The sequence below is a fragment of the Microbulbifer regidiadema (SeqCode) genome, from assembly GCF_052467605.1.
Genome location: NZ_CP174316.1, coordinates 3,112,779 through 3,132,947 on the forward strand (window position 1 = coordinate 3,112,779; position 20,169 = coordinate 3,132,947).

The window sequence follows — 20,169 nt, forward strand, 5'->3', positions numbered from 1 at the left end:
ATCCAGAATCTACAAATAGATTAAATATGCTCGCAGCGCACCACAATCAAGTACCACAAACTTAAAGCCCATAAAGCTACTGCAAAGCAATCAAAAATTAATATAGAAAGGTATTTATCCAAAGAGGGGGTTCAAAACTCTGTGTCAGCTAAACAGCTTATAGGCTGATGTATTTCTCCAGGCTATCTGGAAGGTGGATCGCTAGCTGTGACAGTGTCAGATTCCAATTTTGAATCAGGTGTGTCCAACGCTCAGAGGCTTTTAGTATACCGACGTAAAGTAGTTTCAGTAAGCTGTTCTCATTGGCGAAGCCCCCCTTGGTTATTAATTTCGGTCAGGACAGTCAGCCAGTGATGTGCACCTTCTGGGCCGGATAAGTAGAGTCCCAGCAATTCCTTTTTACTTTCAATATTAAGGCCAAGAATCGTGTAAATGGCCTTGCTGATATAACGACCATTTTCCTTGGTTTTATAGTGGATAGCATCAAGACAGACAATGGGGTAGACGGCTTCCAAGTCGCGTTCACGCCAAGCCTTAAGTTCCGGTAACAGCTTGTCGGTCGGTGCCGTTGGAAAGCGACATGCCGTAGATATCGGCAATATGTGTGCGGATATCCTGGTAGCTGTTGCCCAAGGCAAACCGCGCAATGACCTTGCGCTCTAACTCGTCGGTAAGCTGGGTCTGGTGCTTTTTGACGACTTGAGGTTCAAAGGTGCCGGCACGGTCCCGCAGCGTCTGTAACTCAAAATTACCAGCGGGACTTTTCATGGTTTTTGAGGTACTGCCATTTTTGCGGTTGGGACTGTCCTCGCTGGCGAGATGCTCCTCCAGCTCTGCAATCATGGCGACTTCGGTGAGTTGCTTGATCAGAGAGGTTAGGATTCCATCTTTGCCACTGAGGTCTTTACCCTCACGCAAAGCTTTAACGGCGGCATCCATATCGAAAGTGGGTTTGGTCATGGGTCATCTCTTTTTTTCTAATAATAATGAAATGACACAGAATTCTTAACACTACATATCCAAACAAAAATGGCAACCTAAAAGGCTGCCACTTCCCCTACCCACCACGGCGGCCAAGCTTAACAATCATTCAGACATTACAACCGGTCTCTCATCAACCTTCTGCAGGTGTGTATTATATATATTGCCGTAATTCAGAATATAACCTCCAATATCTGTACCCACCGGCAAACTTAACTCATTAGCATCCCTAAAAATATTGCGATGCTGCCGAAACCAGTAATTATTGGGTTCTACAAATTGATGCAACTCCCACTCTCTTTCACGAGACACTTCACAACCTTCATCATCAGAGGGCTCCCAGGAGCTCGGCAAGCAGTAGCTACCGTCCTCAGATCTATACCTTCTTATAAACAAACTGCCATTATCCCCCACCTGCCAACGGCCAGGTGATTCGTAGTATTCGTTATCTTCAATTTCATTATTTTTATTAAGATCAAAGCTATTAACGATAACTAAAGAACCATCAACGGATAAGTCAAAAGAATAACTGTACAGCGGATTAGCAAAAGTCGGCTGATACGTATAAATTCCAGCAACATCCCGCTCAGACCAGCTTTCATTACCTTTTAATAAAACATTAGAGAGCCAAAAAGAGTAACTTCCATCATCTAACCTCTCAGAAACAGAAGTTTCAAAAACACCATCAGCAACAACATTCAATAGTGAATAAGTCAGTTGAGAGTTATCTGGTAAATTTACAATCAATCGGTTGGAATTATTCAGCATCCATGTAGCAGTAATATCTGTTTCGAGTGCTTTGCCGTCAAGTGAAGTAGAGGGGACTTTCACGCTGACCACTCCGCCTTCATCAAAGTCGCCAGAAAAGCTCATCTCCATAGTATTCGTAGTGAAATCGGGAGTAGTGAAATCGGGATAGTAATCCTCAGTAGCGCCAACCACCTCTCCAGCACGACTAGGCATCGGCATGCTATAAACCTCTCCCAAAACTAACGCATCCCGGGGATTCACAAGCCCTTTTGAGCGAACGGCTGAAACAGCCCAGTAACCCTTCTCAACACTATCAGGCAACTGTCCTCCAGGGTAGCGAAGACTATCACTCACCTCAAACACTAACATTCCCTGAGATTCTGAATCATACGCCCAGAACAATTTCTTCAGTTCTCTATTTCTTTCAAAATAGACATAACTTCCGTCAATATAAGTTGAATCTGAGACTGTAAAAGTGCTATCAACCTCCAGAACAATCCCTTCAGAGCTTTCTTGCCAGGACAATTCAACGGCCACACCATCACTTAGATATTCACCAGTTCCATCTTCATTTAATTTTATTTCCCCCCAACCTAAATCATATATATCCGCTATAGACGCCTGAGTACCACTCGACAAACTTAAAAGGCCATCAGCTTGCGCCAACTCCTCCTGCGCCTCCCGATATAATTCATTCATTGTTACTTCTAACAAATAAACATATTCGGAAGACAATTTAAAATCTGATGCAAACTGGTAGGTATCTTCCACTTCAGAGGGAATAGAAATTCCTCTATCCGCATAATCAATAAAAACCTTTATTGCTGTAGCAACAGAGAAAGCCCTATCTGCATCCACCAACTTAAGGGAACTATGCCAATCCTCTGAAGACTCAATAGATTTATTAGCTTCCGCTTCGAATATAGCAGCAATAGCCGTAGATACGCTGCTAATATTTACGGAGTGATTGTCTGATGAATCAAGAACCCCATCGTCTCCAGCGTATTCAAGCAAAGAGCTGACAGGACCCAGTATGCTGGCAAATTTAATTTTGTTATCATCTTGAGAGGTAGCAAAAACTTTCACTAATTCTTCAGACTCGTGGTCATCCAATTCGATTTCAGCTAAATAGCTGCCATCACCACTTGAGTCTGTGAAAACTAGAGCGTCGCCAATAAAAACCTCAATATTGGCATTTTCCATGGGCCCATCTACTAGCTTCCCTTGGATAGAGAGAGAAATACTATCCGGCTCTGGTGGTGCAGGTGTACCACTATCATCACTTCCTCCACTGCATCCAGTTAATAAACTTACGATGCAAGCCCCTAAAAGGGTTGACAATCCATATCTATACATTCTGCGTACTGCCTTTACATTACTTAACAAACTTGGAAATTATAATTTTCCCGATAAAAAATATCTATTTATAGGTAATTACTTATTAAGACACACTGACAAAAGTGACTAAATAGAAAATCAAACCTTTGGTAAATATCTGGCATATAAAAATAACCGGACTTGTGGAGTGGTTATTTTTTATTAACGATAAAAAGTAATATCAAGCCTAAAAACTACCGCTATGCATACAGGCCATAACATCAAAATTAATTGCATTGTCCGACTTAGAATTCTCTCTCCTGTATTCAGCAGCCAATATCAATAGACGCTGCTTTCGATTTTCCTTATCGAGTTTACCCAAGCGCTCGGCTGAATTATAAAAATCCGGCCAACCACTACTATCTCGATAAAGCTGGCGAAAAGCCGGGACTAAAGATTCATACTCCGCCGCCAATGCCAAAGTCGCATTATTAGTTTTTTCTATATAAGCCTGATAACGTGCCGGGTAAGGCCACCTCCCGGCCATGCGCCAATAACAACGTCTCAATCGAGTCAAAACCTGCTGTTTTTGCTCGCGCTTCAGCGCATCCGGCTGATTAGACTGATAAATCGGTTGTAGCTCTTTGCGTGCCGCACTCATTAATTGCCGTACCGCCAGTGCCTGTGCCTTGCTTTCCTCAACTGAATTCGCAAGCCCCTGAGTGCGCAGCCAATCCGGTAGGGCAATTTCGGAAACCGCTGTCGCAAAACTCTCATTAAAACGGGTATCCCCTGGCACATAAACTCTTCGGTGTGCCAGTTCGTGAAATAAAAGTCCGGCCAGCCTCTCCGGGGGCCAATTCACAAAACTGGACAGCACCGGGTCATTAAACCAACCCAGAGTGCTGTAGGCGGGTACCGGCCCCAGATAGACATCGTAGCCCCGCTTGCGCAGACTGTTGGCTTTAGCTATGGCCGCTGACTTGCGGAAGTAACCTCTATAGCTGGCGCAACCGGCGATGGGATAACACCAGCGTTTTGGGCTCAGGGAAAATTCTGGTGCAGCCAAAACATTCCATATCGGGTATTTGCTCTCAAGCTGCACATAGGAGCTGTAAGCCTGCCCCACCGGTAACTTTAATTCCTGTGCTGCATAGGCACGAATTTGCTGCACCCGCTGTAACTGCCTTTGCAGTGAATCACTGGTATTGCCCCCCTGAAGCAACTCCTCAATCGGCTGGCGGGCAGAGAGTATCCGCAATTGACCACTTGCAGCCTGGAGGTAATAGCCCGCCGTCTCACAGCCGTAAAGTGTCAACAATATCCCTGCCAGCAACCAAACCCGCAGGCGCGCTAAAAAGCTGAGAGCCACAATACTGATATACACTCTTTCTCCTATTGGGAAATGCCTCTGACATTCAGGGCGGTTAGCATCAGGGCACACAGAGGTATTGCGGAATTATTCAGAGGCCCCGACGATTTTCTCAGGGAAACCCATCAGTCAAACTATTGTATGCACAAAGGGTTGCTCCATGGCTCCAGTGGCAGCTGTTTTGACAGTATTTGCGCTGGTTTTGGGCGCTATTGCCTGGTTGCGACTGCTATTTATAGGGTTTAGCCACACGCCCTTATCCGGGTTAATCGCACTATTTTTACCGCCTTTGGCGCTGTTGCTGCTTCTGCCCAGCAGGAGAGAAAATAGCGACCTCTATTTATTGTGTGGCGCGAGCTTACTCTGCCTGCTAGCGGCCTCAATACTGCGTTGACCGACCCGTCCCTCTCACGATAACTCGATCCAGCTTGATTTAGGTCAAGAGATTTCCACTACAGCTCCATAGACTGTATAGGTGAAGCATTGGCCTATTTGGAGAGAAAAATGGATGCTTTAATTGACCTGTTTACCAGCTTTTCTGGCCTTCTCAGCTTGGGCGTGATTGCCTTTATATTCCTGATGGCGGCATTTTTCGTTCGCCTGATTCGCAACAATGTTGAAAAAGCCGTTGCAGAACAGGACCGCATCGCCGCACAGGCTGCGGGAAGCGATACACAGTAAAGCTTCCCGCAGTATTGCCAGCGCGCGCTGGCAAGCTAGTTTAGTGCTTGTAGCTCAAATGAGTGACTAACAGCGGTTTTTCTGCGGCTGCTAGTTTGCCCCCTAGAATTGGGGGAACAGCCGCTGTGATTAAACTTCTGCCAGGCCCGCTCTGATAGCAGCGGGCGCGGGGAGTTGGTGCTGTTGATTAATATTGCACCCTGCGCGGTAAATTCACTCCGGGGCGCTGTGGCAAGCCCGGTACTGCGATACGCGCAATACCGCCCTGTATCACTCAGGTAGCGGGCTTGTCTTTGGGAGAAGACTTCATCCAACGCCCAAACAGAATACCGATCTCAAACAGTAGCCACATAGGTAGGGCCAACAGGGATTGGGAGATCACATCTGGTGGCGTGAGCAGCATACCAATTAAAAAGCAGCCTACGATCACATAGGGGCGCTTGCTCGCCAGTGTCTTAGCATCCACCACCCCAGTCCAGATCAGCAGGACTGTCGCGATCGGAATTTCAAAAGCAAAACCAAAAGCAAAGAAAAGCTTCAGCACTAAGTCGAGGTAGCTGCGCATATCCGGCATTACCTTGATATCTTCAGGGGCTGTTCCCACAAAGAAATCAAACAGCAATGGGAAAACCACAAAATACGCAAATGCAATGCCGATATAAAAAAGTGCGACACTGCTAATAAGCAGGGGAATGGCTATACGCTTTTCGTTTTTATACAGGCCTGGGGCAATAAATGCCCAGGCCTGATAAAGCACAAAAGGAATGGCAATAAAAAAGGAAACAATAAAGGTGGTTTTAAACGGTGTCAGGAATGTGGAAGTCACCTCTGTAGCGATCATGCCCACATCACCGGCTAAACGCTCCTGTAGCGGGTGCGCAATAAAATTATAAATTTCCGAGGAAAACGGCATCAAACAGGCAAATACGACCAGTACTAGCAAAAGGATTCGCAATAGGCGATCACGCAATTCGATCAGGTGGTCGATAAAAGGCTGATGCTTATCTTGGGACTGATCGCTCATGATTGGCTGTCTTTTTCCTGTTGCGAGGTTTTCTTTGCGCCTTGTTTGTCTGTTTTATCGGCATCGACATGCTCGGGGTGATCCGAGTTTAACTCCGGGTCCCCAAAGTCATGCCAATGCTCCGGGTATTCGGGGTCCTGTAATTCCTCCGCAGCTTCATCCTGTTCCGGCAAGTAATCCTCCTGTTCTGTGCGAGGCTGGGCGGGTTTCTCCACCGCCTTTTTAGACTTCGCCGTCTCAGGTTGGCTGGCTTCAGGTTTTTTCTCTGGAGCCGCTACCGCTCGCGGTTTCTCCGCCGGCTTGAGTGCGTCGTGAACTTCCCTGTTGGCTTCGTTAAAGGTTTTTTCCATCTCGCGGCGACTCTCCTCAATCTCACGCATAATGCGCTCATTGTGAAGCTCGCGCCGGATATCATCGGCTCCAACCTCCCGCTCCAGTTCCTCGCGGGCACTGTGCAGGGTGCGCTTCAAGCCGGACCACCAGCGGGAAGTGGTGCGCACAGCATCCGGCAGGCGCTCGGGGCCGACCACCAACAGGGCCACAGCAGCAACCACCAATAGTTCCAAAAAGCCGATATCAAACACGGAGGGACTCTCGCCTTAGTCGTTGCCGATTACTTGTCCTGGGACTGCTTATCTTTATTTTTGATCGCGCTGTCCTGGCCGGGCTTGTCTTCCTCATCGTGCTTGAGGCGCTCGACGTCTTTGTCTTCCTCGGATTCCTTGGCCTTGTCTTCATCCTTAACCGCCTTGCGGAAACCCTTGATCGCCCCGCCCAGATCGCCGCCGAGATTCTTCAACCGCTTGGTGCCGAACAGCAGTAAAACGATGACCAGGACAATCAACAGTTGCCAGATACTAATTCCACCGAATCCCATAATTGTCTCCATTACATTCAATAGGATGGCTTGAGTTTCTTAGCGAACACTCCCGCCATCAGGGGTAGTGCCACAAATAATCCAAATGCTTACTGAGTGCGCGCGGCTTTCTCTTCCAGTCCAGACAAGCCAAAGCGGCGCCCGAGCTCGCGCACCACATCCTGCGAATCGGCGCCCAGATGGGAGAGCATCACCAGTGAGTGGAACCACAGGTCCGCCGTCTCGGCAATTAACTCGCGATTGTCACCGCTGTACTGTGCATCCTTGGCCGCGAGGATGGTTTCCGTGGCCTCTTCACCCACTTTCTCCAAAATTTTGTTCAGGCCCTTGCCATGTAGGCTGGCCACATAGGACTCTGAAGCGTCACTGCTATTTTTGCGACTCTCCAGAACCGCATCTAACTGTTGCAGCACGTCGTTCATAATTGACTCACTTATAGATAGCCTCGGGGTCTTGAAGCACCGGCTGATTCACCTGCCACTCATCGTCTTGAAGGAGGTGGTAGAAACAACTACTGCGCCCAGTATGGCAGGCGATACCACCTTGCTGTTCGACCAGCAATAAGATGGTGTCGCCATCACAGTCGAGGCGCAATTCGCGCACCTTTTGCAGGAAGCCAGAGCTTTCCCCTTTGCGCCACAGGCTCTTGCGGGAGCGGGACCAGTAGACTGCATAGCCCTCACTGGCCGTGAGGGCCAGTGATTCGCGGTTCATCCAGGCCATCATCAACACCCGGCCAGTTTCGAAGTCCTGGGCAATCGCGGGAACCAGACCATCGCTGTTCCAGCTGACTTTATCGAGAAAGCCGGCCTTTGCTTGAATTTGAGTCAATGTCTAACAATCCTTAGAAGTTCCAGTGTAGACCGAGGCGCCCTAGGGCCACAGCAGTAGCACCAACGCGGCGATTCCCAGCACCCAGCCCGACGGCGGCAACTGAGCCAGCCACTCGGGTTTACTGACGGCGATGGCTCCCACTCCCAGCACAACTCCAGCGACCCGCCGAATATACTGGCGCAGACCACGGCGCTGCGAGCCCGCCAGCTGCTCGCCAATTACCTCTAACTGGGGCGCCAGTTCCCGCGACTGCTCCAGCGCCGAGTACACCAGCTGCGGCATCTGCGGGAATTTCTCCAGCCACTCCGGGCCATAGCGTTTTATCTCACCCACTATCGTTTTGGGGTGAACTCGCTCACGCATCCAGCGCTCCAGAAATGGATGAGCAGTCTTCCACAGATCCAGCTGCGGATAAAGCTGCCGTCCCAGGCCTTCGATATTCAGCAAGGTCTTTTGCAGCAGTACCAACTGTGGCTGCACCGCCATATCGAATCGGCGCGCGGTCTGGAACAAGCTGATCAGCACCCGGGCGAAGGAAATTTCCCCCAGGGGTTTCTCAAAAATAGGCTCGCAGACCGAGCGAATGGCGGACTCAAAGGCGTTGATCGGTGTATCCGCCCTAACCCAGCCGCTTTGCACATGCAGCTCTGCCACCATGCGGTAATCGCGGCGGAACATCGCCAGCAGGTTGCGCGCCAGATAGTACTGATCTTCCCGTGTCAGACTGCCGACGATCGCGGTATCAATCGCAATATATTGAGGGCGCTGCGGGTGCGCCCTGGACACGAAAATATTGCCCGGATGCATATCCGCGTGGAAGAAGTTGTATTCGAAGACCTGCTTAAAAAAGATCTCGACACCGCGCTCGGCCAGCAGCTGCATATTGGTGTCCTGGGCGCGCAGTTGGGCCAAGTCGGTGACGGGGATGCCGTCGATGCGCTCCAGTACCAGAACATTTTCACGGGTGTAATCCCAGTGTACTTCGGGGATATACAGCAGCGGGGAATTGGTAAAGTTGCGCCGCAGCTGGGTGCCGTTGGCCGCTTCGCGGGTCAGGTCCAATTCACCTTCAATCGTGTGCCGGTAGTCCTCAACCACTTCTACCGGGCGCATGCGGCGCCCCTCGGGCACAAAGCGCTCGATGCCCCGGGCGATCACCCCCAGAAGTCTCAAATCCTCCTGGATCACTTCACCAATGCCCGGGCGCAGCACTTTGACCACCACCGATTCGCCGCTCTTTAACTCGGCCGCATGTACCTGTGCCACCGAAGCCGCTGCCAGTGGCTGCTGGTCAAACTTGGCGAAGACCTCACCCACCCTGGCGCCAAGGGCCTCTTCGATCAGGGCCGTGCACTGGTCACTGGGAAAGGGCGGCACCTTGTCCTGCAAATAATCCAATTGCTCGACAATATCTGGCGGCAACAGGTCGGGGCGAGTGGAGAGTAGCTGACCGAACTTAACAAAAATGGGCCCCAGCTCTTCCAGGGCGCGGCGCAGCCTTTCGCCCCGTGGCATCTTGGACTGCGGCAGCAACTTCACCGGCAGCAGCAATCCCCGCAACCACAGGGGGCGCTGTTCTGCCGGCAATAATTGATCGAGACGATAGCGCAGAAAAACCCGCGCGATTGTAAGACTGCGACGAACGGGCAAAACTACTCGGCCTCCCTGCGGGAAAACTGTTCTTCCAGCAAGCGCACGCGCGCTTCGAGCCGCTCTGTAGCCAGGGAGGTCTCCGCCAGATCTTCGACAAACGCTTCGAACTGAGCCTGGGGCGGGGTCAGCTGCCACTCCTCACTGATGGTCTCGACTGCGACTTCAGGCGCCCGGTTCAGGTTGCCACCCAGCCAGCGGGCGGCATCGCGCAGGACATTGCCAATTGAGTGGGCGGGAATATCGCCGACGACCTGCGCCAGCAGCGCCTCCCAATCGATATCCAGGTCGCTCAAAATCCACTGCAATTCGGCCAGCAGGGCGCTGGAACCACTGACAGATACCCCCAGTTTGGCCGGAGTCGCATTCGGGTCTTTGAGCAGGCGAATAAAAGACAGCGCCGAGCCGCTCAGCTGGGTGGTCACTTGCCCCTCCCAGTGCTGACGCACCCGCACCTGGTCGCCCTCGATACACAGACAAAACTGTAAGTGAGGCGCGGTTAAGTCCAGCGCCATGGTTTTGCCATCCAGTGCGGAGAGGCGGTCTCGCGTTGCCGGGTCGTACTGGAGGGCAGTATTAATTGTGGTTTCCAGCGCGGCATCAAAGCCCGCGCGAAAAGTGGGATCGCTCATGGCGGTTTACGGCCTCGTGCCTGCGCTCAGAGAAAAAATAGGCTTGTGCGGTTATTCAGGGCTTGATGCCCCGATGCAAAGCAACAATTCCGCCGGTCATATTGTGGAATTCACAATCGACAAAACCGGCATCCGCCATCATCCCCTTGAGGGTTTCCTGGTCCGGGTGCATGCGGATACTCTCCGCCAGGTAGCGATAGCTGTCCGCATCATTGGCGACCAGCTTGCCCATAAACGGCAACAGGCGGAAAGAATACTGATCGTAGACTTTCTCCAGCAACTTCGACTGGGGCTTGGAAAACTCCAGCACCAATAGACGGCCACCGGGTTTGAGCACGCGCAACATGGAGCGCAGTGCCAGGTCTTTATCGGTGACATTGCGCAGACCGAAAGCAATGGTGATGCAGTCGAAGGTGTTGTCCGGGAAGGGCAGGTACTGGGCGTCCGCCTGCACCGGCACTACATTGCCGGCGATACCCCGGTCGAGCAGGCGATCGCGGCCCACTCGCAACATCGACTCGTTGATATCCGCCAATACTACCTGGCCGCTGGCGCCCACAATACGCGAGAAGCGCGCGGTGAGATCACCGGTCCCCCCGGCGATATCGAGAATAGTTTGGCCCCGTCGGGCGCCGGACAATTCGATGGTGAAGCGCTTCCAGAGGCGGTGTACACCTCCGGACATCAAGTCGTTCATGACATCGTAACGGGCTGCTACAGAGTGGAACACTTCTGCCACACGACCGGCCTTTTCTTCCACCGGCACTTCCTGGTAGCCGAAGTGGGTGGTCTTGCGATCCTTCATGCTATGCCTGCTGAGCGAAAACTTTAAAAGGCCATTGTACATTGCCGGGGCCAGTGGAGCACCGCTTGAAATCAACCGGAACGGAAACCGCTAATATTTAGCCCATAATCCGGGCCTCGGCTGCGGGGGTCCCATTCCAGAATGACTCCTCTTTGCCCGGCTAATTTCACTCCGTCGCCCATAAAAAGTAGCTCTAACAAGCGGGTATTTGTGTCGCAGCGAGGAGGGCGAGCGCAGTAAAGCAGTGGGGGAATTGAGCGAGGTGTTGCGTGGTGCGATGCTAATGGCAATCATGCCGGGGCAATAAACTGCACAGCGAATATGCCACAGTGGGAAAAATTATCCGCACCGACAGCGACTAAGAAAATGAGAAAGCGGTGCGGATAAACAGCGTCATCCACACCGCTAGCCGCAGCGCTTACTGCCCGAGTAGTCCGCCAGCGCGCGCCATTACGTGGAACAGAAAGTTCTGCTCGTTGGTACCACTCACCAGGTGTGCACCGGGTCCGCGCGCCCAAACACCCACATCTTCACCGGCGTGGGATTCACTGCTCATAGGAATCAGCGCGTCCTGCTGGTAATCCAGTGCCGCAGTATCTGTGCTGAGCAGGTCCAGGCGCACACCGCTGTCGCCGGCGCTGTGGCCCGGGCCATTGGCATAGCTCAGGGTGGTGTAGGGCAGGCCGTCTTCGGCCAGGGCGTGTGCGGTTTCCGCTTCGCCACTGCTGTCATTGCCAATCACTTTGCCGAGAATCGGATTGCCGCGCGTGGGGTAGCCGGCAATGGTCATCACGTGGCTGTGGTCCGCCGTGACAATAATCAAAGTGTCTTCTGCACTGGTGTTATCCATGGCGTACTGGATCGCTTCGGCAAACTCCACCGCATCGGTCAGGGCGCGGTGCGCATTGCCGGCGTGGTGGCCGTGGTCGATACGACCGGACTCCACCATCAGGAAGTAGCCGTCCTCATTTTTTTGCAGCACCTCAAGACCTTTAGCGGTCATTTCTGACAGGGAGGGCTCACCGGCAGTGTCATCTGCGCGATCCGCTTCATATTCCATATGGGAGGAATTAAACAAACCGAACAGCTTGTCAGTTGCAGAGGCATCCACTGCGGCAAAAGCACTGCTCTCTTCAACGTAAGCAATATTACTGACGCCGTCTTCGTAGCGGGTCTTCCACTCATCCACCAGGTTGCGCCCATCTTCACGGCGCCCCACTTCACCCTCGATATCGGTAACATCGCTGGGCAGGAAGTTGCGGCGGCCACCGCCCATCACCACATCGATACCGTCACCGGCAGCAAACTCAATCAGTTGGGCGGCGATATCGGTACAGCCATCCGGCGCTGCCTCTTCCCAGCCGCGCTCGGGCACCTTGGCATAAGTGGCCGCCGGAGTGGCGTGGGTGATACGCGCCGTACTGATAATACCGGTGCTCTTGCCCAGGTCTTCAGCCAATTCGACAGCGGTGGTCAGCGGGTAGTCCAGGCTGGCGGCACAGTCGCCGCGCGCAACATTTTCGGCAACGCTCAAGACACCGGCCTTGGTTTTAACCCCGGTTACCAGCGCGGTCATAGTGCCGGCGGAATCCGGGGTTTGCTGGTTGGTATTGTAGGTTTTGACCAGGCCGGCAAACGGCATCTTCTCAAAGCTCAGCTGGTACTCCTCACCATCGAGGCCCTCCTGCTGACCGGCCAGAATACGGGCGGCGGTGACGGTGGAAATGCCCATACCGTCGCCGACAAACAGAATCACGTTCTTGGCGGCACCGGGGGTGTTGTTGATTTCTACCGCACTCGCCTCTTCGATCGCCTGCTGAGCTTCCTGGAACCAGCTGCTGCTGCTCTGAGCAGAGGAAACACCGACATGCTCTTCTCCGGGCAGGTCCACTACATCGTCAGAGTTTGAATTGTCATCGCTACAGGCGCTGGCCAGCAGGGCGACAGAGAAAGCCAGTACGGTCTTGTTAAAATATCTCATGGTGAATTACCCCCAGTTATTCTTCTGTCAGCGACAGATCGGTCGCAGCAGTCATCACGTGAAAGACTGCGCTCTGCTCCAGGCTGCCCTGCACCCGCTCGGCGCCGGCGCCGATAGCGTGCAGGCTGATATCCTCGCCCGCGTGGCTCTCCGACTCCAGGTGTACCAGCGCTTCCTGGTGGAAGCCCGGCGCTTCGGTATCCACGCCGGAGAGGTCCTGGCGCCCGCTAGCGGCGGCGATATCGTAGCGCTCATCCGCATCGGTATTTTCACCCAGATCGGCAAAGCCCAGACCATTGGCATAGCTCAGCGTGGTGTAGGGTTTGCCGTCTGAGGCGAGGCCCTCTTGCGCTTCTGCGGCGCCGCTGCTGTCATTCTCAACCACTTTACCGAGAATCGGGTTGCCGCGCGTCGGGTAGCCGGCGATCGTCATCACATGGCTGTGGTCAGCGGTCACCAGGATCAAAGTTTCTTCCAGATCCACTTTATCCAGGGCGACCTGTACCGCATCGGCAAAGGCGATCGCATCGTGCAAAGCGTTGTAGGCATTGCCGGCATGGTGACCGTGATCGATACGCCCGGACTCTACCATCAGGAAGTAACCGTCGCTGTCTTTTTCCAACAGCTCGATGGCGGTATCGGTCATCTCGGCAATGCTCGGCTCATCGCTGTCTTTAGCGATGCGGTCCGCATCGTAACTCATGTGGCTGCTGGTGAAGAGCCCCAATAATTTATCGGTGGAGGCAATATCGACGCCGGCCAGCTCGGAACCGCTCTCCAGGTACACGGCCGTTTGCTCGCCGTCATAGCGCGCCAGCCATTCACTGGTCAGATCTCGGCCGTCTTCACGCCTGCCGTCGTTGTCGGTGCTCACAAAGTTGCGGCGGCCGCCACCGAGCATGACATCAATACCGTCGCCGGCAGACATCTCCACCATCTGCGAGGCGATATCGGAACAGTCGCCCTCGGCGTAATACTCCCAGTTGCGCTCCGGGCTGCGCGAGTAAGTGGCTGCGGGCGTGGCGTGGGTCAGGCGCGCAGTGGAAACAATGCCGGTGGCCTTGCCACGGCTCTCCACCATTTCCAGGAAGGTATTTAATTCCCTGCCCTCGCTGCTGGCGCAATCGGCTCGCAGTGCATCGCCGTCGATATTAATTACACCGGCGCGGGTTTTTACTCCGGTCATCATGGCGGTCATGGTACCGGCAGAGTCCGGGGTCTGCTGATTGGTGTTGTAGGTTTTGATCAGCGCGGTGTAGGGGAACTCTTCGAAGGAGAGCGCATTTTCCTCACCGCTCTCACCGGCCAGCTGGCCCTCGAGGATGCGGGCGGCGGTTAAGGTGGAAATGCCCATGCCGTCACCGACAAACAGAATTACATTCTTCGCAGTGTTTGCCTCGCGGGAAAGTGAAGCGCGCGCTTCCAACCTGTCAGCACTTTCCGTGTACCAGGCGCTGTTGGTTTGGTAGTCGGGCAGGGTTGCCGCTGAAACAGCGGATGCGAGAGGAATCAGACAAAAGGCGCTCAGTGCGCGGGCAATTGTTTTTGCCACGGGGGCCTCCAGAACTCGTTAATTTGGCGAGCATTAGAGTTCCAAAATATGACAAAAGAATGACGCGCCGGTTACGTTGTTAATATCTTTGCGTTCAAAACCCGCGACCAGCAAAAGATTATTTAATAACCGTAAGACTTGGTACGAGTGGAGTAAAAAATACTTATCTAAGCGGCAAGTGACAGAAAAAAGAGAAGAACAATAAGATTTGCTAGGGGGATACCGCCCCCTGGGGGGCGGTTTAATTGCCGGCCTGCGGCTAGCCGATAAACTTCACCACACTCTCATCCGGGTCGCGGCCTTGCCCGGCAGCGCGCAGGCGCTGTAGATAGGCCTCCCAGTTAGCGGCGTAGTTTTCCGCTAATTCGCGCAGGTACTCCCAGGTAAAAATACCGGTGTCGTGGCCATCGTCGAAATCGATTTTTAGCGCATAGCGGCCAGCCGCCTCTAGCGTATCGATGCCCACATGCATTTTGCCACTGACCAGCACCGGCTCACTGGCACCGTGGCCACGCACCTCGGCACTGGGGGAGTAGACGCGTAAATATTCTGCCGGCAGGGTAAATTCAGCATCGCCAAATACCAGCTGCAGGCTTTTCTCTGCGCGATTTAAACGGATCTTTTGCGGTTTCATTGGTTTACAAAATAAAACGCGACAGGTCTTCGTTCTGGCTCAGCTCGCCCAAGTGGCTGTCCACGTAGGCCGCATCAATGTTCAGCGAGGTGTGGCCATCGCCCGCATCAAAGGAGATTTCCTCCAGCAAGCGCTCCAGTACCGTGTGCAAACGGCGCGCACCGATATTCTCGGTGCGCTCATTGACCTCGAAGGCCACTTCCGCAATACGGCGAATACCGTCTTCGCTAAATTGCAGCTCCAGCCCCTCGGTAGCCAGCAGTGCTTTTTGCTGCTCGGTGAGGGAGGCGGACGGCTCGGTGAGAATGCGCTCAAAATCTGCGGAGCTGAGCGAGCTCAATTCCACGCGAATGGGCAGGCGACCCTGCAACTCGGGAATCAGGTCCGAGGGCTTGGAAAGGTGGAAGGCACCGGAGGCAATAAACAGGATGTGATCGGTTTTGATCATGCCGTACTTGGTGTTAACCGTGCTGCCTTCAATCAGTGGCAGCAGGTCGCGCTGTACCCCTTCGCGGGAGACATCGGCACCGCCGCTCTCCTGGCGCTTGGCGACTTTATCGATTTCATCGATAAATACGATGCCATTCTGCTCAGCAGCGCGGATCGCACGGGTCTTAACATCTTCGTCGTTGACCAGCTTGGCCGCTTCCTCGTCGGTGAGCTGCTTGAGGGCCTGCTTGACCGGCAGCTTGCTCTTGCGGGTCTTGCCCTGGGACATATTGGAGAACATGCCCTGGAGCTGGTTGGTCATCTCCTCCATACCGGGAGGGGCCATAATCTCAACACCCATGGGCGCAGCGGACAGGTCTACCTCGACCTCTTTGTCATCGAGATCCCCTTCGCGCAGTTTCTTGCGGAACAGCTGGCGGGTGCTGGAATCCTTATCGGTGGGCTCGGTGGAGCGCGCCGGCGGCAGCAGGGCATCGAGGATGCGCTCCTCTGCCGCGTCCATAGCGCGCTGCTCAACACCAGCCATGGCCTGCTCGCGCTCCTGCTTCACCGCCATCTCGACAAGATCGCGTACGATCGACTCTACATCCCGACCAACATAGCCAACTTCGGTGAATTTAGTCGCTTCCACCTTGATAAAGGGCGCGTTCGCCAGCTTCGCCAGGCGGCGGGCAATTTCTGTCTTGCCCACGCCGGTGGGGCCGATCATCAGAATATTTTTCGGCGTGATCTCGGCGCGCAGGTCTTCGCTAACCTGCATACGGCGCCAACGGTTGCGCAGCGCAATAGCGACCGCGCGCTTGGCCTCCTGCTGACCGACAATATGGCGGTCGAGTTCGTGGACAATTTCTCTCGGTGTCATCTGAGACATAAAAATTCCTGCAAAAATTCTTGCGGGGCTCAAACAGCCCGGCAGCCGGCCACCCGAGGGGGTATCCGGCAATCAATCAATAAGCCAGTTCTTCGATGGTGTGATTCTGGTTGGTGTAAACGCAGATATCACCGGCAATCTTCAGCCCCTGCTCCACAATAGAGCGGGCGTCCATATCGGTATTGTCCAGCAGCGCGCGGGCTGCCGACTGGGCGAAGGGGCCACCGGAGCCGATAGCAATCAGGTCGTCTTCCGGCTGAATCACGTCGCCATTGCCGGTCACAATCAGGCTGGCAGTGGAGTCCGCGACCGCCAGCAGCGCCTCCAAACGGCGCAGGGCGCGGTCGGTACGCCAATCTTTGGCCAGCTCCACTGCGGCGCGGGTCAGCTGGCCACCGTGGGCCTCAAGCTTGGCTTCAAAACGTTCGAACAGGGTAAAAGCGTCTGCGGTGCCACCGGCAAAACCGGCAATCACCTTATCTTTGTACAGGCGGCGCACCTTGCGCGCATTGCCTTTCATAACGGTGTTGCCCATGGACACCTGGCCGTCGCCACCGATCACAACTTTGCCGTTGCGGCGACAGGATAAAATGGTAGTTCCGCGATACTGTTCCAATGGAGACCTCTCGGATTGCGCGTGTACTCTGGCAGCGGGCATCAAAGTGCCCGCACCGGGGAATTATCTTCAGGCTAGATAAGTGAGGACGGTGCGCGCCGATTTCAATAAGAGAAGTCACAATTAGCGAGCGAAGTAGCACCCGCTAACAGAGGGAATTATTGGTCACTGAGTTGCCGGACGTTTCAGCACCAGCGGCATCAGGCGGTGCTCCGCCAGTGTCTGGCGCGCCTTGGCCATCCGCGAGCGATTGCTGTAGGGGCCCACTAGTACCCGGTGCCAGGTGCCCCGACTGTCGGTGGCCGATTCCACTTGGACATCCAGGTTGGCCAGAGTCAGCTCAACGCGCAGGCGCTCCGCCTCAGAGGCATCGCGAAACGATGCCGCCTGTAGGATATATACCTGGGCCGGGGTGCTGCGATCGGGTTGCGATGAGCTACTGCTCTGGGAATTGTTGCTGGCGTCACTGCGGCGCGCCGGCTGTGCCACTTTGGGCGGCGGTACCTGGACTTCGTTTTCCTTTAACTTGGTATAGAAATCAAAGCGCGGTTGAGGCGATGCCTCCTCCCGCTGCTGCACCGTTTTTGGCTGGCTGCCACTGCTCCCCCGGCTGTCCCGGTCCATGCCATAGAGAAACAATACGGCCACCGCAAAGCCACCGACAAAATTCCCCAGGACAAACCAAACCCATGCGGGCTTGCCTGCGGCTTTTTTACTGCGGCGATTACTGGTGCGACGGCTCATGGAAAACTTCTTCCCTGTGGGTTTTAACGGCTTGCGAATTGTACCGCCAATTCAGTGCCGGGCGCGCAACTCAGCGCATATTCACGACAATTCCTGCGCATCCATATCCACAGCCCAGCGCAGGCGGCGATTTTTATTGCCCTCCGCCCAGGCGCACACCCGCGCCAGCAGCGGTTGCAAGTGGGCCCGGTTTTGCGCGGTGACCTGAATATAAAATCGGAAGCGCCCGGATTTGCGCTCCAGCAGTGCCGGCACAGGTCCCAGATATTGAATCTGTGGCGACGGCGGGGCCAGGGACTGCATAAAGAGCCGCGCATTGTGCAGGAACTCTTCGGCCCAGCCGGGCTCCTCACACTCCGCTCTTACCAGGGCCATGGCACTGGCCGGGGGCAGCTGCGCAACCGCGCGATCCCGCAGCAGCTGGCGCGCAAAAGCGCCGTAGCCTTTTTCCAACAGCAGCTGTAACAGCGGGTGCTCGGGGAAGCGGCTCTGCACCAGCACCCGCCCACGGAGACTGCCGCGCCCCGCGCGGCCCGCCACCTGCTCCAGCAGCTGGCCGGTGCGCTCCGGCGCGCGGAAGTCGGCACTGAACAAGCCGCCATCGGCATCCTGAATCACTACCAAAGTGACCTTGGGCAAGTGGTGTCCCTTGGCCAGCATCTGGGTACCCAGCAACAGGCAGGGCTCGCCCTCCCGCGCCGGTGCCAACAATTTATCCAGCGCCTGTTTGCTCGCCGTGGTATCCCGGTCCACCCGAATCACCGGGTAATCGGCAAAGCGCCGCGCCAGCAATTCCTCACTGCGTTCCGTGCCGGCCCCCAGCGCCGAGATCGAACGGCTGTGACACTGCGGGCAGCTATCCACCAGCGGGCGGCGATAATCGCAGTGGTGGCAGCGCAGCTGGCGCTGGCGCCGGTGCATAGTCAGCTTGCTCGAGCAGTGCGGGCAGTCCGCCAGCCAGCCGCAATCATCGCAAGTCAGCGCCGGGGCAAAGCCGCGCCGGTTGATAAACACCAGGGCCTGCTCACCCCGCGCGAGGGTATCGCCGATATGGCGCAGTACCTGGGGCGAGAACCCCTCTTCCAGGGGCTCCCGCAGTGTCGGCACCACGTGAATTTGCGGCGGCTTGGCATCACCGGCGCGATAGCGCATGCGCAGGTGCTGGTAGCGCCCATTCAAGGCGTTGTGCAGGGTTTCCAGAGAGGGCGTGGCCGAACCCAACACCACCGGCACATTATTGTTGCGCCCCAATACCACAGCCAAATCCCGCGCCGAGTAGCGCACGCCGTCCTGCTGTTTAAAAGAGGCGTCGTGCTCTTCATCGACAATCACTACGCCGAGTCTGGGCAGGGGGGTCATAATGGCCGAGCGGGTACCGATCACAATGTCTGCCTGCCCACCTGCGGCCGCCAACCAGGACTGTGCGCGCTCGCCATCGGCCAAGCCGGAGTGCAGCGCGGCAATACTGTGCTTGGGAAATCGTGCGGCAATACGCCGCAGCGTTTGCGGGGTGAGCCCAATCTCCGGCACCAGTAACAGTGCCTGGCGGCCGCTTTCCAGAACCCGCTGCATCAGGCGCAGGTAGACCTCGGTCTTGCCGCTGCCGGTGGTGCCTTCCAGTAGTGAGGCAGAAAAACCGCTGCAATCGACACTGTCGAGCACCTGTTGCTGCTCGCTATTCAGCTCCGGGGCCGCTGTGCTCTCTGCAGCGGGCAGTGGCGCCGGTACGGTAGGGCCTGGCATCCACTCCACCAGGCCGCGCTCCTGTAGGGCGCGGATCACGGGGGTGCTGTGGCCAAGAGTTTTGAGGTGAGTGCGGCTCTGTTTGCCATCACTCAATAGCAGCTGCAACAGGGCCTGCTGCTTGGGCGCGCGCGCCAGTGCGGTTTCCGGCAAGCCCTTTCCCTCGGTAGTGAGCTGGAGCCACTGCTCCGCCCAGTGATCTGCCGGCTTGCCTTTGCGCAGCGCCACAGGTAGCGCTGCGGCGTAGACCTCACCGAGGGGCGCCTGGTAATAGTCGGCGATCCAGGCCAGCAGCTTGCGGCTGCCATCGCCAAACAAAACCTCCGAGTCCACCAGTTCCAGTGCGGGTTTCAAGTTGCTGTGCGGTGATTCCGATACGATCTCCAGCAGTACCGCCACTAGCTTGCGCCCGGCAAAGGGCACCCACAGGCGCTGACCGGGCCGCAGTGACTCCGGCGAAAGCCCCTCCGGCGGCAAATAGTCAAATAGGCGCCTCAGGGGCACGGGCACGGCCAGCCTTAAAATGACTCTCTGTTGGACTGACTCCTGCACTTGGCCCCCACTCACTCAAGCAAAAGGCGCTAGTGTAATGGCAGATGTGGCAAGTTGCAGGGCCTGGCCGGGGGAAATGAGTTTGGGCGTCAATTTGGCGACT

The 20,169-nt window shown here is 55.1% G+C and carries 18 protein-coding genes and 1 pseudogene; 1 reads left to right on the forward strand and 18 read right to left on the reverse strand.

The window, feature by feature from the left end; all coding sequences use genetic code 11:
* Positions 1 to 157: 157 nt before the first annotated feature.
* The 3 genes and pseudogenes from ACJJIF_RS14245 to ACJJIF_RS14255 form a co-directional block, all read right to left on the reverse strand.
* Positions 158 to 960 (reverse strand): annotated as a pseudogene (locus tag ACJJIF_RS14245) (transposase).
* A gap of 126 nt (positions 961 to 1,086) precedes the next feature.
* Positions 1,087 to 2,934, reverse strand: coding sequence for a hypothetical protein (locus tag ACJJIF_RS14250; protein WP_444929004.1), 1,848 nt, complete (start codon positions 2,932 to 2,934; stop codon positions 1,087 to 1,089).
* 361 nt (positions 2,935 to 3,295) lie between these two features.
* Complete coding sequence (locus ACJJIF_RS14255; RefSeq protein ID WP_444929005.1) at positions 3,296 to 4,435, reverse strand: aminopeptidase; 1,140 nt, start codon at positions 4,433 to 4,435, stop codon at positions 3,296 to 3,298.
* Positions 4,436 to 4,924: 489 nt separating this feature from the next.
* Here ACJJIF_RS14255 and ACJJIF_RS14260 point away from each other — a divergent pair, with 489 nt between their 5' ends.
* Entirely contained in the window at positions 4,925 to 5,101 is a 177-nt protein-coding gene (locus tag ACJJIF_RS14260) for a DUF3149 domain-containing protein (RefSeq protein ID WP_444929006.1), read from the forward strand.
* Between the two features lie 274 nt (positions 5,102 to 5,375).
* Here the strand turns inward: ACJJIF_RS14260 and tatC are convergent, their stop codons facing one another.
* The 15 genes from tatC to ACJJIF_RS14335 form a co-directional block, all read right to left on the reverse strand.
* Entirely contained in the window at positions 5,376 to 6,125 is a 750-nt protein-coding gene (tatC, locus tag ACJJIF_RS14265; protein ID WP_444929007.1) for a twin-arginine translocase subunit TatC, read from the reverse strand.
* On the reverse strand, positions 6,122 to 6,709 hold the full coding sequence (gene tatB / locus ACJJIF_RS14270; protein WP_444929008.1) for a Sec-independent protein translocase protein TatB: 588 nt from the start codon (positions 6,707 to 6,709) through the stop codon (positions 6,122 to 6,124). The genes tatC and tatB overlap by 4 nt, the downstream gene beginning before the upstream one ends.
* Positions 6,710 to 6,738: 29 nt before the next feature.
* Positions 6,739 to 7,002, reverse strand: coding sequence for a twin-arginine translocase TatA/TatE family subunit (gene tatA, locus ACJJIF_RS14275; protein WP_444929009.1), 264 nt, complete (start codon positions 7,000 to 7,002; stop codon positions 6,739 to 6,741).
* Between the two features lie 89 nt (positions 7,003 to 7,091).
* The gene (locus ACJJIF_RS14280; protein WP_444929010.1) at positions 7,092 to 7,424 is read right to left on the reverse strand and encodes a phosphoribosyl-ATP diphosphatase; all 333 of its coding nucleotides are present in this window, start codon (positions 7,422 to 7,424) and stop codon (positions 7,092 to 7,094) included.
* A gap of 7 nt (positions 7,425 to 7,431) precedes the next feature.
* Complete coding sequence (gene hisI, locus ACJJIF_RS14285) at positions 7,432 to 7,824, reverse strand: phosphoribosyl-AMP cyclohydrolase (protein ID WP_444932355.1); 393 nt, start codon at positions 7,822 to 7,824, stop codon at positions 7,432 to 7,434.
* Between the two features lie 51 nt (positions 7,825 to 7,875).
* Positions 7,876 to 9,486 carry a ubiquinone biosynthesis regulatory protein kinase UbiB gene (ubiB, locus tag ACJJIF_RS14290; RefSeq protein WP_444929011.1) on the reverse strand — a complete coding sequence of 537 codons (1,611 nt, stop codon included), beginning with the start codon at positions 9,484 to 9,486 and terminating at the stop codon, positions 7,876 to 7,878.
* 2 nt (positions 9,487 to 9,488) lie between these two features.
* Positions 9,489 to 10,118 (reverse strand): ubiquinone biosynthesis accessory factor UbiJ, encoded by a 630-nt coding sequence (locus ACJJIF_RS14295; RefSeq protein ID WP_444929012.1) that lies wholly within the window; start codon positions 10,116 to 10,118, stop codon positions 9,489 to 9,491.
* 55 nt (positions 10,119 to 10,173) lie between these two features.
* Complete coding sequence (ubiE, locus tag ACJJIF_RS14300) at positions 10,174 to 10,923, reverse strand: bifunctional demethylmenaquinone methyltransferase/2-methoxy-6-polyprenyl-1,4-benzoquinol methylase UbiE (protein WP_444929013.1); 750 nt, start codon at positions 10,921 to 10,923, stop codon at positions 10,174 to 10,176.
* A gap of 418 nt (positions 10,924 to 11,341) precedes the next feature.
* The gene (locus ACJJIF_RS14305; protein ID WP_444929014.1) at positions 11,342 to 12,904 is read right to left on the reverse strand and encodes an alkaline phosphatase; all 1,563 of its coding nucleotides are present in this window, start codon (positions 12,902 to 12,904) and stop codon (positions 11,342 to 11,344) included.
* A 16-nt stretch (positions 12,905 to 12,920) separates the two neighbouring features.
* Positions 12,921 to 14,456 carry an alkaline phosphatase gene (locus tag ACJJIF_RS14310; protein WP_444929015.1) on the reverse strand — a complete coding sequence of 512 codons (1,536 nt, stop codon included), beginning with the start codon at positions 14,454 to 14,456 and terminating at the stop codon, positions 12,921 to 12,923.
* A 259-nt stretch (positions 14,457 to 14,715) separates the two neighbouring features.
* The gene (locus ACJJIF_RS14315; RefSeq protein ID WP_444929016.1) at positions 14,716 to 15,090 is read right to left on the reverse strand and encodes a gamma-butyrobetaine hydroxylase family protein; all 375 of its coding nucleotides are present in this window, start codon (positions 15,088 to 15,090) and stop codon (positions 14,716 to 14,718) included.
* 4 nt (positions 15,091 to 15,094) lie between these two features.
* The gene (gene hslU / locus ACJJIF_RS14320) at positions 15,095 to 16,411 is read right to left on the reverse strand and encodes an ATP-dependent protease ATPase subunit HslU (RefSeq protein ID WP_444929017.1); all 1,317 of its coding nucleotides are present in this window, start codon (positions 16,409 to 16,411) and stop codon (positions 15,095 to 15,097) included.
* A gap of 76 nt (positions 16,412 to 16,487) precedes the next feature.
* Positions 16,488 to 17,027 carry an ATP-dependent protease subunit HslV gene (gene hslV, locus ACJJIF_RS14325; RefSeq protein WP_108734993.1) on the reverse strand — a complete coding sequence of 180 codons (540 nt, stop codon included), beginning with the start codon at positions 17,025 to 17,027 and terminating at the stop codon, positions 16,488 to 16,490.
* A 165-nt stretch (positions 17,028 to 17,192) separates the two neighbouring features.
* Positions 17,193 to 17,771 carry an SPOR domain-containing protein gene (locus tag ACJJIF_RS14330; protein ID WP_444929018.1) on the reverse strand — a complete coding sequence of 193 codons (579 nt, stop codon included), beginning with the start codon at positions 17,769 to 17,771 and terminating at the stop codon, positions 17,193 to 17,195.
* Positions 17,772 to 17,852: 81 nt separating this feature from the next.
* Positions 17,853 to 20,066 carry a primosomal protein N' gene (locus ACJJIF_RS14335; protein ID WP_444929019.1) on the reverse strand — a complete coding sequence of 738 codons (2,214 nt, stop codon included), beginning with the start codon at positions 20,064 to 20,066 and terminating at the stop codon, positions 17,853 to 17,855.
* Positions 20,067 to 20,169: the final 103 nt, after the last annotated feature.

Excerpts from the sequence above, each read along its gene's own strand:
- ACJJIF_RS14315 (WP_444929016.1), bottom strand. The coding sequence starts at position 15,090 with ATGAAACCGCAAAAGATCCGTTTAAATCGCGCAGAGAAAAGCCTGCAG.
- ACJJIF_RS14250 (WP_444929004.1), bottom strand. The coding sequence starts at position 2,934 with ATGGAAAATGCCAATATTGAGGTTTTTATTGGCGACGCTCTAGTTTTC.
- ACJJIF_RS14330 (WP_444929018.1), bottom strand. The coding sequence starts at position 17,771 with ATGAGCCGTCGCACCAGTAATCGCCGCAGTAAAAAAGCCGCAGGCAAG.
- ACJJIF_RS14280 (WP_444929010.1), bottom strand. The coding sequence starts at position 7,424 with ATGAACGACGTGCTGCAACAGTTAGATGCGGTTCTGGAGAGTCGCAAA.
- ACJJIF_RS14260 (WP_444929006.1), top strand. The coding sequence starts at position 4,925 with ATGGATGCTTTAATTGACCTGTTTACCAGCTTTTCTGGCCTTCTCAGC.
- tatC (WP_444929007.1), bottom strand. The coding sequence starts at position 6,125 with ATGAGCGATCAGTCCCAAGATAAGCATCAGCCTTTTATCGACCACCTG.
- ACJJIF_RS14305 (WP_444929014.1), bottom strand. The coding sequence starts at position 12,904 with ATGAGATATTTTAACAAGACCGTACTGGCTTTCTCTGTCGCCCTGCTG.
- ACJJIF_RS14295 (WP_444929012.1), bottom strand. The coding sequence starts at position 10,118 with ATGAGCGATCCCACTTTTCGCGCGGGCTTTGATGCCGCGCTGGAAACC.
- hslU (WP_444929017.1), bottom strand. The coding sequence starts at position 16,411 with ATGTCTCAGATGACACCGAGAGAAATTGTCCACGAACTCGACCGCCAT.
- ubiE (WP_444929013.1), bottom strand. The coding sequence starts at position 10,923 with ATGAAGGATCGCAAGACCACCCACTTCGGCTACCAGGAAGTGCCGGTG.
- tatA (WP_444929009.1), bottom strand. The coding sequence starts at position 7,002 with ATGGGATTCGGTGGAATTAGTATCTGGCAACTGTTGATTGTCCTGGTC.